This window comes from Janthinobacterium fluminis (assembly GCF_028595325.1).
GTDB lineage: Bacteria > Pseudomonadota > Gammaproteobacteria > Burkholderiales > Burkholderiaceae_D > Janthinobacterium > Janthinobacterium fluminis.
Window position 1 is genome coordinate 49,625 of sequence record NZ_JAQQXR010000006.1, and the last position, 14,431, is coordinate 64,055.

14 protein-coding genes are annotated in these 14,431 nt (G+C 65.9%); 12 read left to right on the plus strand and 2 right to left on the minus strand.

The window, feature by feature from the left end; translation table 11 throughout:
* Positions 1 to 132: 132 nt before the first annotated feature.
* The 7 genes from OIK44_RS16000 to OIK44_RS16030 all read left to right on the plus strand — a co-directional run bounded on the left by OIK44_RS16000 (position 133) and on the right by OIK44_RS16030 (position 7,874).
* Complete coding sequence (locus OIK44_RS16000) at positions 133 to 1,269, plus strand: DegT/DnrJ/EryC1/StrS family aminotransferase (protein WP_273672060.1); 1,137 nt, start codon at positions 133 to 135, stop codon at positions 1,267 to 1,269.
* Positions 1,270 to 1,280: 11 nt separating this feature from the next.
* Positions 1,281 to 2,270, plus strand: a complete 990-nt coding sequence (locus OIK44_RS16005) for a glycosyltransferase (protein WP_273672062.1) — start codon at positions 1,281 to 1,283, stop codon at positions 2,268 to 2,270.
* Entirely contained in the window at positions 2,270 to 3,196 is a 927-nt protein-coding gene (locus tag OIK44_RS16010; RefSeq protein ID WP_273672063.1) for a formyltransferase, read from the plus strand. Before OIK44_RS16005 ends, OIK44_RS16010 begins: the two co-directional genes overlap by 1 nt.
* A 22-nt stretch (positions 3,197 to 3,218) precedes the next feature.
* Positions 3,219 to 4,271 (plus strand): bifunctional UDP-4-keto-pentose/UDP-xylose synthase, encoded by a 1,053-nt coding sequence (locus tag OIK44_RS16015; protein WP_273672065.1) that lies wholly within the window; start codon positions 3,219 to 3,221, stop codon positions 4,269 to 4,271.
* Between the two features lie 4 nt (positions 4,272 to 4,275).
* Positions 4,276 to 5,250 (plus strand): polysaccharide deacetylase family protein, encoded by a 975-nt coding sequence (locus tag OIK44_RS16020; RefSeq protein WP_273672066.1) that lies wholly within the window; start codon positions 4,276 to 4,278, stop codon positions 5,248 to 5,250.
* A 109-nt stretch (positions 5,251 to 5,359) separates the two neighbouring features.
* Positions 5,360 to 5,803 (plus strand): peroxiredoxin, encoded by a 444-nt coding sequence (locus OIK44_RS16025; RefSeq protein ID WP_273672067.1) that lies wholly within the window; start codon positions 5,360 to 5,362, stop codon positions 5,801 to 5,803.
* A 262-nt stretch (positions 5,804 to 6,065) separates the two neighbouring features.
* Positions 6,066 to 7,874, plus strand: coding sequence for a PhoH family protein (locus OIK44_RS16030; RefSeq protein WP_273672069.1), 1,809 nt, complete (start codon positions 6,066 to 6,068; stop codon positions 7,872 to 7,874).
* A 151-nt stretch (positions 7,875 to 8,025) separates the two neighbouring features.
* Here OIK44_RS16030 and OIK44_RS16035 read toward each other — a convergent pair whose 3' ends face one another.
* Positions 8,026 to 9,384, minus strand: a complete 1,359-nt coding sequence (locus tag OIK44_RS16035; protein ID WP_273672531.1) for a DUF3422 family protein — start codon at positions 9,382 to 9,384, stop codon at positions 8,026 to 8,028.
* A gap of 221 nt (positions 9,385 to 9,605) precedes the next feature.
* On the opposite strand from OIK44_RS16035, the gene yidD reads away from it, so the two are divergent.
* The 4 genes from yidD (at position 9,606) to OIK44_RS16055 (ending at position 12,947) form a co-directional block, all read left to right on the plus strand.
* Positions 9,606 to 10,121 carry a membrane protein insertion efficiency factor YidD gene (yidD, locus tag OIK44_RS16040; RefSeq protein ID WP_273672071.1) on the plus strand — a complete coding sequence of 172 codons (516 nt, stop codon included), beginning with the start codon at positions 9,606 to 9,608 and terminating at the stop codon, positions 10,119 to 10,121.
* 189 nt (positions 10,122 to 10,310) lie between these two features.
* Positions 10,311 to 11,252, plus strand: a complete 942-nt coding sequence (locus OIK44_RS16045; RefSeq protein ID WP_273672072.1) for a bestrophin family protein — start codon at positions 10,311 to 10,313, stop codon at positions 11,250 to 11,252.
* 74 nt (positions 11,253 to 11,326) lie between these two features.
* Positions 11,327 to 11,527, plus strand: coding sequence for a heavy-metal-associated domain-containing protein (locus tag OIK44_RS16050; protein WP_273672074.1), 201 nt, complete (start codon positions 11,327 to 11,329; stop codon positions 11,525 to 11,527).
* A gap of 76 nt (positions 11,528 to 11,603) precedes the next feature.
* Positions 11,604 to 12,947: an erythromycin esterase family protein gene (locus tag OIK44_RS16055; protein ID WP_273672075.1), complete on the plus strand. Its 1,344-nt coding sequence runs from the start codon at positions 11,604 to 11,606 to the stop codon at positions 12,945 to 12,947.
* Here OIK44_RS16055 and OIK44_RS16060 read toward each other — a convergent pair.
* Positions 12,929 to 13,234, minus strand: a complete 306-nt coding sequence (locus tag OIK44_RS16060; protein WP_273672076.1) for a hypothetical protein — start codon at positions 13,232 to 13,234, stop codon at positions 12,929 to 12,931. The genes OIK44_RS16055 and OIK44_RS16060 overlap by 19 nt on opposite strands.
* Before the next feature lie 303 nt (positions 13,235 to 13,537).
* Between OIK44_RS16060 and OIK44_RS16065 the strand changes: the two genes are divergently transcribed.
* Positions 13,538 to 14,290 carry a sulfite exporter TauE/SafE family protein gene (locus tag OIK44_RS16065; protein WP_420213860.1) on the plus strand — a complete coding sequence of 251 codons (753 nt, stop codon included), beginning with the start codon at positions 13,538 to 13,540 and terminating at the stop codon, positions 14,288 to 14,290.
* The last annotated feature ends 141 nt before the right edge of the window (positions 14,291 to 14,431 follow it).

Sequence of the window (14,431 nt, forward strand, 5' to 3'; positions counted from 1 at the left end):
GGCGCCCGCGGGCGCCGTTACTTGCTGCGTTGAATTAGTAGTACTGGCCATTCGATTAAGATTTAAAATATGCGCTACCCGCCCCGGCCGACACGGCCCGGGCCATAGCGAACAAGCAACCCCGAGATACCTATGACTTCAGCCCTGCCCTTCCTGCCCTTCTCCCAACCCACCATCGACGAAGCCACCATCGCCGCCGTCGGCGACGTGCTGCGTTCAGGCTGGATCACCAGCGGCCCCAAGGTGCAGGCGTTCGAGGCCCAGCTCTCCGCGTACTTCGGCGGCCGGCCCGTGCGCACCTTCAACTCCGGCACCTGCACGATGGAAATCGCGCTGCGCATCGCCGGCATCGGCCCCGGCGACGAAGTCATCACGACGCCCATTTCCTGGGTCGCCACGGCCAACGTCATCATCGAAGTGGGCGCCACCCCCGTGTTCGCCGACATCGACCCGGCCACCCGCAACATCGACCTCGACAAGCTGGAGGCGGCCATCACGCCGCGCACCAAGGCCATCATCCCGGTCCACCTGTCCGGCCTGCCCGTCGACATGGACCGCCTGTACGCCATCGCCGCCAAGCACAAGCTGCGCGTCGTCGAGGACGCCGCCCAGGCCATCGGCTCGCGCTGGAACGGCAAGCGCATCGGCTCCTTCGGCGACTTCGTCTCGTTCAGCTTCCAGGCCAACAAGAACATCACCACCGGCGAGGGCGGCTGCCTGGTGCTGAACAACGCCGAAGAAGCCCGCCTGGCCGAGAAATACCGGCTGCAGGGCGTCACCCGCAGCGGCGTCGACGGCATCGACGTCGACGTGCTCGGCGGCAAATACAATATGAGCGACATCATGGGCGCCATCGGCCTGGGCCAGCTGGCCAACATCGAGCAGATCACGGCCCACCGCCGCGAGCTGGCGCGCCACTACTTCGCCCAGTTCGGCGCCGACTTCGAGGCCGCCAGCGGCGCGCAACTGCCGCTGGCCGACTTCGACAACAGCAACTGGCATTTGTTCCAGATCATCCTGCCCGACCGCGGCCCCGGCACGCGCGCCGCCTTCATGACGGCCATGGCGGCGCAGCAGGTCGGCACCGGCTACCACTACGCGCCCATCCACCTGTTCACCATGTACAAGGAGCGCGGCTTCGGCGAGGGCATGTTCCCCGTCGCCGAAAAGATCGGCCGCCTGACCGTGACGCTGCCGATGTTCTACGCGATGAGCAAGGCCGACGTCGAGCGCGCCGTCGCCGCCGTCAAAGCGATCCTGATCAAATGATGGCCGTCCCGATGAAACCCGAACTGTCCGTCGTCATCCCGATCTACAACGAGCAGGCCGGCCTGGCCGCGCTGTTCGCCCGCCTGTACCCGGCCCTCGACGCCATGCGCATCGGCTACGAGATCGTCTTCGTCAACGACGGCAGCCGCGACAACTCGGTGTCCATCCTGGCCGAGCAGTTCCGCCAGCGCCCCGACGTCACGCGCGTGGTGCTGTTCAACGGCAACTACGGCCAGCACATGGCCATCCTCGCCGGCTTCGAGGCGGCCCGCGGCGAGATCATGGTCACGCTCGACGCCGACCTGCAAAACCCGCCCGAGGAAATCCACAACCTGGTGGCGAAAATGCGCGAGGGCTACGACTACGTCGGCTCGATCCGCCGCAAGCGCCAGGACAGCGCGTGGCGCACCCTGGCCTCGAAGATGATGAACCGCATCCGCGAAAAGATCACCAACATCAAGATCACCGACCAGGGCAATATGCTGCGCGCCTACGGCCGCAACGTCATCGACCTGGTCAACCAGTGCGCCGAGGTCAACACCTTCGTGCCGGCGCTGGCCTACACCTTCGCCCGCAAGCCGACGGAAATCACCGTCGAGCACGAGGAGCGCGCGGCCGGCGAGTCGAAATACTCGCTGTACAGCCTGATCCGCCTGAATTTCGACCTCGTCACCGGCTTCTCGCTGATCCCCCTGCAAATGTTCTCGATGCTGGGCATGGCGCTGTCGGCCGGCTCGGCCCTGCTGGTGGCATTCCTGCTGCTGCGCCGCTTCGCGCTGGGCGCCGAGGCCGAGGGCGTGTTCACGCTGTTCGCCATCGCCTTCTTCTTCATGGGCGTGATCCTGTTCGGCATCGGCCTGCTGGGCGAGTACGTGGGCCGCATCTTCCAGCAAGTGCGCGCCCGCCCCCGCTACGTCGTGCAGACCATCCTGCAGCAGCACGGCGCGGGCCAGCACGAGTTGCTGTCGGACGCGGTGGAAAAACGCACGGTGGGCCGCTGATGGGCGCCGCCGCGCGCAAGGGCGCCGTCGTCTTCGCCTACCACAGCGTCGGCGTGCGCTGCCTGAAGGTGCTGCTGGCCGGCGGCGTCGACGTGCGCCTCGTCGTCACGCACGAAGACAACCCGGCCGAGACGATCTGGTTCGAGTCCGTCGTGGCGCTGTGCCAGGCCGAGGGCATCGCCTACATCACGCCGCCCGACGCCAGGTCGGCCGAGCTGCTGGCGCGGGTGCAAGCGGCGCGGCCGGACTTCCTGTTCAGCTTCTACTACCGCCACATGCTGCCGGCCGAACTGCTGGCCGTGGCGCCGGCCTTCAATATGCACGGCTCGCTGCTGCCGCAGTTCCGCGGCCGCGCCCCCGTCAACTGGGCCGTGCTGCACGGCGCCGGCGCCAGCGGCGCGACGCTGCACGAAATGACCGTCAAGCCGGACGCCGGCGCCATCGTGGCCCAGACGGCCGTGCCCATCCTGCCCGACGACACGGCCTTCGAGGTGTTCGGCAAGGTCACCGTGGCGGCCGAGCAGACGCTGTGGACGGTGCTGCCGGCCCTGCTCGACGGCACGGCGGCGCGCCTGCCCAACGACCTCGGCCAGGGCGGCTACTTCGGCGGCCGCAAGCCCGAGGACGGCCGCATCGACTGGCGCTTGCCGGCGCAAACCGTGTACAACCTGCACCGCGCCGTCGCGCCGCCGTATCCGGGCGCCTTCACCGAGGTAAATGGTGTCACTTATACAATAGAACGGGCCAGATTGAGCCCGCGGCCGGCCGGAAGTTTGCCACCGGGCTTGGCAGTAGTGGATAATTGCGTCTTTGGCGTTTGCGGCGATGGCCGCATGCTGGCGATTTCCGCCCTGACGGCAGGCGGCGCGGCCGTGACGGCCGCACAACTGCAAGACAGTCTGGCCGCCGCGCCGGGCGCACACTGAACATTACACAAGAGAAGATCACATGAAAAAAGTCCTCATCCTCGGCGTCAACGGCTTCATCGGCCACCACCTGTCGAAACGCATCCTGGAAACGACCGACTGGCACGTGTATGGCATGGACATGATGTCCGACCGCATCAGCGAACTGCTCGACAACGAAGCCTACAAGGCGCGCATGCACTTCTTCGAGGGCGACATCACGATCAACAAGGAATGGGTCGAGTATCACGTCAAGAAATGCGACGTCATCCTGCCGCTGGTGGCCATCGCCACGCCGTCGACCTACGTCAAGCAGCCGCTGCGCGTCTTCGAGCTGGACTTCGAGGCCAACCTGCCCATCGTCCGCTCGGCCGCCAAGTACGGCAAGCACCTGGTGTTCCCGTCCACCTCGGAAGTGTACGGCATGTGCCACGACGCCGAATTCGACCCGGAAAACTCGGAACTGATCTGCGGCCCGATCAACAAGCCGCGCTGGATCTACTCGAACGCCAAGCAATTGATGGACCGCGTCATCTGGGGCTACGGCATGGAAGGCTTGAACTTCACGCTGTTCCGTCCCTTCAACTGGATCGGCGCCGGCCTGGACTCGATCCACACGCCGAAAGAAGGCTCGTCGCGCGTGGTCACGCAATTCTTCGGCCACATCGTGCGCGGCGAAAACATCTCGCTGGTCGACGGCGGCGCGCAAAAACGCGCCTTCACCTACATCGACGACGGCATCGACGCGCTGATCCGCATCATCGCCAACAAGGACGGCGTGGCCAGCGGCAAGATCTACAACATCGGCAACCCGACCAACAACTACTCGATCCGCGACCTGGCCGGCATGATGCTGACGCTGGCGGCCGAGTATCCGGAATACGCCGACGGCGCCAAGCAGGTGAAGATCGTCGAAACGACCTCGGGCGCCTACTACGGCACCGGCTACCAGGACGTGCAGAACCGCGTGCCGAAGATCACCAACACCTGCGAGGAGCTGGGCTGGGCGCCGACGACGACGATGGCCGATTCGCTGCGCAACATCTTCGACGCCTACCGCAGCCAGGTGGCCGAAGCCAAAGCCTTGATGGATTGATGATTTGACGGAAACGATCAAGCACACGGGGCCGCTGTTGACGTTGAAAATCGACGTCGACACCTACCGCGGCACACGCGAAGGCGTGGGCAATCTGCTGCGCCTGCTGGGCGCCTACCAGGCCCGCGCCACCTTCCTGTTCTCGCTGGGGCCGGACCACACCGGCTGGGCGCTGCGGCGCGCCCTCAAACCCGGCTTTTTCAGCAAGGTGTCGCGCACCTCCGTGGTCGAACACTACGGCTTGAAGACGCTGATGTACGGCACCCTACTGCCGGGGCCGGACATCGGCAGGCAGTGCGCGGCCGAGATGCGCGCCGCGCGCGACGCCGGCTTCGAATGCGGCATCCACACCTGGGACCATGTGCTGTGGCAGGACAACGTCGCCGCCCGCGGCGCCGCCTGGACCACGGCCATGATGCGCAAGGCCGCCGCGCGCCACGCCGAGGTGTTCGGCGCGGCCGCCGCCACCCACGGCGCGGCCGGCTGGCAGATGAACGCGGCCGCCTTCGCCGAGCACGACGCGGCCGGCTACCGCTACGCCTCGGACGGCCGGGCGCCGCTGGAAGAGAACGGCGCGCTGCGCAGCGCCGCCAGCGGACCGCACCGGCTGGCCGACGGCGCGCGCGTGCTGTCCTGCGTGCAGCTGCCGACGACGCTGCCGACGCTGGACGAACTGCTGGGCCGGGAAATCGACGGCACGCTGATCACGACGGCCAACATCGCCGCCCATTTGCTCAAGCTGACGGCGGGCGCCGCGCGCGACCACGTCTATACCTTGCACGCCGAACTTGAAGGGCAAAAACTCGCCCCCATTTTCGAACAATTGCTGGCCGGCTGGCTGGCGCAGGGCTATCGGCTGGCGTCGATGGCCGACTATTACGACAAAGTGAAAGACGCCGACCTGCCGGTGTGCCCCATCAGCTGGGGCGAAGTGCCGGGACGCTCGGGCCAGTTGATGGTGCAAGGCAAGGCGCGCTGATTGTCCGCGCCCGCGCGCGTCCCCCTGCTTGCGCTGTCAGGTCCGACATCAGCGCTGAAGTTCACCGTTCAGGAGAGAAGCCGTGGCTGATAGCCAAACCGCAACCGTAGTGCCCGATTTTACCGCCCCGATGACGGGCGGCCAGAGCTTCCAGCTGGCCGGCCGGCCGGCCAAGTACACGGTGCTGTACTTCTACCCGAAGGACAACACCCCTGGTTGCACGACGGAAAGCATGGCCTTCCGCGACCACTACCAGCAATTCCAGCAGGCCGGCATCGACATCTACGGCATCAGCCGCGACTCGCTGCGCTCGCACGAAGGCTTCAAGGCCAAGCTGGGCCTGCCCTTCGAGCTGATCGCCGACAGCGACGAAGCCGTCTGCCTGCAGTTTGGCGTCATGAAGATGAAACAGATGTATGGTAAGACTGTCCGTGGCGTCGAACGCAGCACGTTTATCATTGACGCTGAGGGCAAGTTGGTGAAAGAATGGAGAGGCGTGAAAGCCGCAACCCACGTCGACGAAGTGCTGGAATTTGTGGCGCGTCTGAAGTAATGCGCGTTGCCGGCTTCCAGAAAGTTGCTCAACCGTAGTAAACAGTATGCGAACCTGCCCATTTTGAATCACCGAAGAGCATTCCCATCCATGACCGGCGGGCGGACTGTACGCCCCGCCACGCCATCCACCTCGGGCCAGACCGCGGCCCGAAGCCAGTTCTATAACCCGATTATCCATCGCATCCCCCACATGCGCAGCGCCGCCGCGAGCGGGTTGCCCGTGGACGGATCATTCCAGAAATTTTTTGATTGAGATCCTGATGCCACTGCCGAAACTGCCTAGCAAGCCAGCCACCATTTTGCTGGCCGAAGATTACCCAACGGCGGACCGCGTGCGCACCGCCCCGGCCCCGCGCAAGGCCGCCGTGCAAGCCGTCGCCCAGGCGACAACGGCGCCGGTCGCCGCCGCGCCGGCCGCGCCTAAACCGCGCAGCAACGCCGCCACCAAGATCAAGCAAGTGGCCGCCCTGATGGTCGCCAAGCCGGCCGCGCCGGCGCCCCAGCCGGCCGCGCCGGTGGCCGCGCCCGCCGCCAAGGCCAAGGCGCCGGCCGCGCGCGCCAAGGTCACGCCCATCACCCCGGTCGAGAAACCGCACCCGGCCAAGCACAAGCCCGTCGAAGTGCCGATCAAGTCCTCGGCCAGCCGCGCCGCCGACAAGGCCGGCGTCACCAAGCTGTTCGTGCTCGACACGAACGTGCTGATGCACGACCCCTCCTCGCTGTTCCGCTTCGAGGAACACGACGTGTATCTGCCGATGATGACGCTGGAAGAGCTCGACAACCACAAGAAGGGCATGACGGAAGTGGCGCGCAACGCCCGCCAGGTCTCGCGCACGCTCGACGCGCTGGTGGGCAGCACGGACGACGACGCGATCGAAAAAGGCATCCCGCTGTCGAAACTGGGCAACAAGGACGCCAAGGGCCGCCTGTTCTTCCAGACCCGCCTGCAAAGCGCCGACCTGCCGATGAGCCTGCCGGTTGGCAAGGCCGACAACCAGATCCTGGCCGTGGTCCGCTCGCTCGAATCGGAGCAGCCGGAGCGCCCCGTCGTGCTGGTGTCGAAAGACATCAACATGCGCATCAAGGCGCGCGCGCTGGGCCTGCCGGCGGAGGACTACTTCAACGACCACGTGATGGAAGATACCGACCTGCTGTACTCGGGCATCGTCCAATTGCCGGACGACTTCTGGAACAAGCACGGCAAGGACATGGAGTCGTGGCAAGAGAACAAGGGCGGCGTCAGCTCCACCTACTACCGCGTCACCGGCCCGTTCGTGCCCTCGATGCTGGTGAACCAGTTCATCTACCTGGAGCCGAAAAACGGCGAAGCGTCGTTCTACGGCCAGGTCAAGCAAATCAACGGCAAGACGGCCGTGCTGCAAACGCTGCGCGACTTCAGCCACACGAAGAACAACGTCTGGGGCGTGACGGCGCGCAACCGCGAGCAAAACTTCGCGCTGAATCTGCTGATGAACCCGGAATGCGACTTCGTCACCCTGCTGGGCCAGGCCGGCACCGGCAAGACGCTGCTGGCGCTCGCGGCCGGTCTGGCGCAAGTGCTGGAGACGAAGCTGTACAACGAAATCATCGTCACCCGCGTCACCGTGCCGGTGGGCGAAGACATCGGCTTCCTGCCGGGCACCGAGGAAGAAAAGATGTCGCCGTGGATGGGCGCCTTCGACGACAACCTCGAAGTGCTGAACAAATCCGACTCGGACGGCGGCGAATGGGGTCGCGCGGCGACGCAAGACCTGATCCGCTCGCGCATCAAGATCAAGTCGCTCAACTTCATGCGCGGCCGCACCTTCGTCAACAAATTCCTGATCATCGACGAAGCGCAGAACTTGACGCCGAAACAAGTCAAGACCCTGGTCACGCGCGCCGGCCCCGGCACCAAAATCCTCTGCCTGGGCAACATCGCGCAGATCGACACACCCTACCTGACGGAAGGGTCGAGCGGCCTGACCTACGTGGTTGACCGCTTCAAGGGCTGGTCGCACAGCGGCCACGTGACACTGGCGCGCGGCGAACGCTCGCGCCTGGCGGACCACGCCAGCGAAGTGCTGTAACACCGATCCATAGCGGGCCGCCAGCGGCCCGCGCGGCACCCCGAAAGCCCCGCCTGCCTGCGCAGCGGGGCTTTTTTTACAGCTGGGGACAGACCACGATTTTCGAGAAAGTATTTCTCGAAAATCGTGGTCTGTCCCCAGCTGTGCCGGCTCAGTCGACCTGCATGTGTTTGTGCAGGCGCCGCAGCGCCAGCCAGACGGCGCCCGCCACCAGCGGCACCAGCAGGCCGGTGGTAATTTCGACATTGATCGGCAGGCCCGCCGCCTTCGCCGCCTTGCCGGCGTAGCTGAGCAAGCCCACCATGTAGTAGGAAATGGCCACCACCGACAAGCCTTCGACGGCTTGCTGCAGGCGCAGTTGCTGCGCCGCGCGCCGGTTCATCGACTGCAGGATGCGCCGGTTCTGGTGCTCCTGGATGATGCCGACGCGGGTGCGCAGCAGGTCATTGGTGTGGGCGATGCGCCGCGCCAACGCTTCCTGCCGGCCGGCGATGGCCGTGCAGGTGTTCATCGCCGGCGTCAGGCGCCGCTCCATGAATTCGCCGACCGTCGGGATGCCTTCGATGCGCGTCTCGCGCAATTCCTCGATGCGGGCGTGGACCAGGCGGAAATAGGCTTGGGAGGCGGAAAAGCGGTAGTTGTTGTCCAGCGATAGCTTCTCGACGCGCGCCGCCAGCCGCGTGATGTGCCCCAGCAGCGCCTGCTCCGGGTCGGCGTCCTGGGCCGAGCGCTCGGCGAAGGTGTTGGCGCTGGTGTCGTCGATGTCGACCATCGTCGCCGTCAGCGTCGCCAGCTCTTCCTCGACGGCGTTGAGGGCCGGCGCGGCGCTCTGCGCGTAGGGCAGGCCCAGCAGCGCCATCATGCGGTAGGTTTCGATTTCCAGGACGCGCTGCACCAGGCTGCCCGCCTGCTGCTCGCGCAGGCCGGCGTCGCGCACGACGAAGCGGCTGAAGCCGTCCGACTGGATCAGGAAGTCGGTCCACACTTCGCCGCCCTGCAAGACTTTGCTGCCGACCAGCAGGCAGCCTTCGAAGACGCGCTGCAATGGCTCGGCAAATTCCTCGGCCGGCGCGGCGCTCTTGTCGAGCACGACGTGGGCGGCCACCATGATCTTGCCCTGCAGGCCGGCCAGCCAGTCTTGCGGAATGTGCATCAGCGGCACGCGCGCGAAGGCGTCCGCCAGCGCCGTGCCGACGGCCTGCGGCTCGGCGAAGGTGTAGGTGGCAAACTCCGTGTGGCATTCCCACTTCAGGCGGAAGCGGCCGAAGTCGTGGTAGAAATATTTGGCGTCGACGTGCGGTGCGGCAACGCCAAAATGCAGGCACAAGGCCGCCAGCATGGCGTGCCGCCCGGCCAGGTTGGCGCCGCGCGGTTCGGCGCCGTCGCGGCAGTACACGGCCAGGTGGCTGATGCTTTCCGGCGCCTTGAGCCGCAGGAAGGGCCGCGAGTGGACTTCGGCGGCCAGTGGGATGCGCAGCGCGTGGTTCAAATTAGAATAACGTATCGGTATCGGGGTGGCGGCTAAATTGGGCATGGTCGGTGACTTGGTTGAAAGCGAAAAGCGTGCGTTGACATTGCATTGAGTGCATGGATGATGCCGTCCCAAACAATTGGCGCACCAGTTGGTAACCAGTGTCACATCACCATCTTCCGATGATTCCGGATATTATGCAATGTTCATCACCCGCGCGGCGCAATCCAGCAACAACGCCTGCCCGCCCCAACAGGAGCATGAGAAAAGTCATCACCGCCACCAGCAAAATGATGCAGAAAGCCGCGCTGGCCGCCATTTCCGCCTACCAGCGCCACCTGTCGCCGCTGAAAGGCTATGCCTGCGCTTTCCGCGTCCACGAGGGCGGCGCCAGTTGTTCCGCCTACGGCCGGCGCGTCATCGCCCGCTACGGCGTGGCGCGCGGCATGGCCTTGCTGCGGCGGCGCCTGCACGCCTGCGCCGAAGCGCAGCGCCGCCACCAGCCCAGCCAGCGGCCGCTGCGCCATCCGGCGCTGCGGCGCCAGGCCGGTTTTTGCGATGCGCCCTGCGACTGCGACGTCGGCAGTTGGGACGCCGCGGGCGAGGTGTGCGATTGCCTGTCCGATGCCGCCGACCTGAGAAAATCCGGCCGCAACTGCCGAAGCTGGACATGGCGCTGCAGCGATATGCCGAAGGGGCCGGAAAGTCGCGCGGCGCGGCGCCGCCGGGAACGGGAGGAGGCGCGCCGGAGCAGCGGCGGCGACACGCGGCCATAAGCGCCACTTATTCACGATCAGAATAGCTGATATGCCAGCGCTGAATTTGCCGGCGCAGCTAGCTCAGCCTATACTTTAACGCCCTCCCCCACGCCTGTCCCCCATGCAGATCAATTTCCGCCCAAGTCCCGCACGGCTTTCGCCTTTCCGGCCGGCGCCGTCCCGCCATCCTCGGCAAGGGAGCGCGGCATGATCGTGCGCGAGCGCCCCTCCGGCCCCCGCCTGTTCCTCGTGCTGCGCGGCTCCGTGCTGGCGCGCATCCGCCTGACGCTGTTCGTCAACATCCTCGTCGCCACCCTGGTGACGCTGTGCCACGGGGTGCTGTTCGACCAGAAGGTGACGCTGACCACCATCCCCTTCACCCTGATCGGCCTGCCGCTGGCGATCTTCCTCGGCTTCCGCAACAACGCCGCCTACGACCGCTACTGGGAGGGCCGCAAGCTGTGGGGCGAACTGGTGCACCGCAGCCGCAGCCTGTCGCGCCAGTGCCAGAGCCTGATTGCCGGCGCCGCGCCGGCCAGCTTCGAGCTGGGGCTCGACGATGTCCGCGTGCGCATGATTTACCGCACCATCGCCTTCGCCCACGCGCTGCGCCAGCAACTGCGCGACCTGCGCCGCCCCGAGGAACTCAAGCCGCTGCTGCTGGCGACGGAATGGCGCCAGGCCGTCGCCGCGGCGCACACGCCCGACTACCTGATGCAACAGATGGGCCTGGACCTGCGCCGCTGCCTCGACGAAAAACGCCTGGAAAGCTGCCTCGGCGCATCCATCGACGCGACGCTGTCGCAGATGGCCGCCGCGGCCGCCGCCTGCGAGCGCATCAAGGGCACGCCCATCCCGTTTTCCTATTCGCTGATGCTGCATCGCACCGCCTACCTGTACTGCTTCCTGCTGCCCTTCGGCCTGGTCGACTCGCTCGGCTTCATGACGCCCTTCGTCGTCGGCATCGTCGCCTACACCTTCTTCGGCCTGGACGCGCTCGGCGACGAGATCGAGGAACCGTTCGGCAGCGACGCCAACGACTTGCCGCTGGACGCCATCTGCCACACCATAGACAGCAATCTGCGCGCCTCGCTGGGCGAGCGCGACTTGCCGCCGGCGCCGGCCATCGTCGACTACTGCCTCAGTTGAACGGCGCGGCTTGACCTTCCCATCATGGCAAGGGCTACAGTGAAGACTCAACACAACTGACAGGAGTATTAGCCATGTATGAATTACAAGTCGAAGAAATGAGTTGCGGCCATTGCGTCGGCGCCGTCACGGCGGCCGTGCGCGCGCTGGACCCGCAGGCCCAGGTGGACGTGGACCTGGCCGCCAAGACCGTCAAGGTGGCAACGGCCGTCGAACTGGCGCGCGTGCGCGGCGCCATCGAAGAAGCCGGCTTCCCGGTGGCCGGCGCGCGCTAGCCGGCCGCCGGGAGCGGGAACCGCCCCGCGCCGCCCCGGTCTAATAGCGACGTAGCTAACACCGGGAGCGGCCGCCATGTCCGAGCCATCAATCATCGAAGCGCTTCGCCAAGAAGCCATCCCCCTGGCCGCCGACGACCAGGTCGAAGCATTGCTGCACCTGATAGGCGACGCCGGCGTCGTGCTGCTGGGCGAGGCCAGCCACGGCACGCGCGAATTCTACCGGCTGCGCGCCGCCATCAGCCGCCAACTGATCGTCGAAAAAAGCTTCGACGCGATCGCCGTCGAGGCGGACTGGCCCGACGCCCTGCAAGCCAGCCGCTACGCCCAGCTGGCCAGCAGCGACCGCACGGCCGACCAGGCGCTGGGCGGCTTCCAGCGCTTTCCGCAATGGATGTGGCGCAACATTGAAACCATCGAATTCCTCTCCTGGCTGCGCCTGCACAATTCCCAGGTGGCGGCGCCCGAGTGCCGCATCGGCTGGTACGGCTTGGACCTGTACAGCCTGCGCAAATCGATGCACGCGGTGCTCTGCTACCTCGACCACGCCGACCCGGACGCGGCGCGCCGCGCGCGCGAGCGCTACAGCTGCTTCGACCACCTGGCCGAAGACCCCCAGCACTACGCGTCGGCGGCCCGCTTCGGCCTGCGCAAGAACTGCCAGGAGGAAGTGCTGAACCAGCTGCAGGACATCACGGCGCAGGCGGCCGGCCACCTGTCGCAAGAGGATGGCAGCGTGCCCGACACCCTGTTTTACGCGCTGCAGAACGCCCGCGTCGTCAAAAACGCGGAATTCTATTATCGCGCCATGTTCGAAAGCCGCGACGACTCCTGGAACGTGCGCGACAGCCACATGGCCGACACCCTGGAGGCGCTGCGCGAGCACCTGAGCCGGCGCAAGGGCAGCCCGGCGAAAATCGCCGTCTGGGCCCACAACTCCCACCTGGGCGACGCCCGCGCCACGGAAATGGGCGAGCAAGGCCAGCTCAACCTGGGCCAACTGATGCGCCAGCGTTATGGCGGCGACGACACCTTCCTGCTCGGTTTCACGACCCACACGGGCACCGTCACGGCGGCCAGCGACTGGGGTGGCCACGCCGAGCTGAAGGAGGTGCAGCCATCGCTGCCGGACAGCGTCGAACGGCTGCTGCACGACACCGGCCTGCACAGCTTCCTGCTACCGCTGCGCGGCCAAGCCAGCGCCCTGCGCGCGGCCGGCATGCGCTACCTGGAACGGGCCATCGGCGTCATCTACCGCCCCGACACGGAACGCATCAGCCACTACTTCCACGCCGATCCGGCGCGCCAGTTCGACGCTCTGATCCACATCGACCGCAGCACCGCGCTGCGGCCGCTGGAATACTCGCCGCACTGGAAACCACGGGAAGAAGTGCCGGAAACCTACCCCTTCGGCGTCTGAGCGGCGTCGGCCGCCGGCAAGGCGTCGGCGCGGAAATCGACGTTGCAAGACCAGCAGTGGCGCGCACTCTTCGCCAAGCCCAGGCCGAAGCGGTCGCGCATCAGCTTGGCCTTGCAGTTCGGGCATTTCGCAATCGAGGCCACATACAGCGAGGAACCGGCGACGCCGGCGAAAGGCAGCATCAGCAGCAGTTGCGAATAGGCACCGTTACGGAAAAACAAACCGCCGATATACAAACCGAAAAAACCGAAGCCGATCAGGCGGGCCGTCACTATTTTTTTATGCAACTTTGAAACAATACTCAATTTATATCCCTGAATGAAAAACCTTGTGATTACCTGTGCAACGCCGGGAAACGGCGGCCTCCATCCGCGTTGCTGAACGGCAGGCGCGGCGGCGGGGCCGCGGGCCATCCGGATTCCTGGCGATGCGATGGCGCATATCATGCACCGCGACAAGCAAATCGGCAATGGCCAGTTGCCACTGATGGCGCTGCGCCCGCGACAAAGGCGGCCGCGCCGCATCCACGGTTATAATCGACGCCACACTTCCCGTCGCGCAACACTGCCACCCCTCCCCACATGAGCCCAATTGCCCCGCTCGAACTGCACGTCATCATCCTCATCGCTGCGGCCGGCTTCATCGCCGGCGTGCAAAACGCGCTGGCCGGGGGCGGCTCCTTCATCACCTTTCCGGCGCTGCTGCTGGCCGGGCTCAACCCGCTGGCGGCGAACATCACCTCGACGGTGGCGATGTTCCCCAGCCAAACCACATCGGCGCTGGCGGGGCGCAAACTGATCGACGACGTCGGCCCGCTCAGCTTTCGGCACATGTTACTCATCAGCGCAGTCGGCGGCATACTGGGCGCGCTCCTGCTACTGAGCACCCCGGCCACCTACTTCGCCAAAATCGTCCCCTGGCTCGTGCTCTTCGCCACCGGCGTATTCGCCTGGGGCACCTTCCGCCGCAAACCGCTGCACGCGGCCGGCGCCATGTCGCTGCCGCTACTCATCGGCGTACAAAGCTGCATCGCCGTCTACGGCGGCTACTTCGGCGGCGGCATCGGCTTCCTCATGCTGGCGGCGCTGACCATCGCCGGCATGCAAGTGCGGGCGGCGACGGCCACCAAAAACATGCTGGCGACGGCCATGAACGCGGCGGCGACACTCATCTTCGCCTTCTCCGACAAAATCAGCTGGCCGGCCGCGTTCGCGCTGGCGGCGGGCGGCATAGGCGGCGGCATCTGCGGCGCCTGGCTCATCCACCGCCTGCCCGAGCGCATCATGCGCGCCTTCGTCGTCCTCATCGGCGCCCTCCTCACCGCCTGGATGTTCATCCGCTAAAACAACAATGGGGTCAGGTCTAGACATGGCGGTTTTTTAAAACCAACATTGGGGTCAGGTCTAGACATGACGGTTTGTGCCGGAAAAACAACGGGCCAGCCAGGCCCATAGCACGTTGTGCCTTGCCCCAGGGCGACAAAA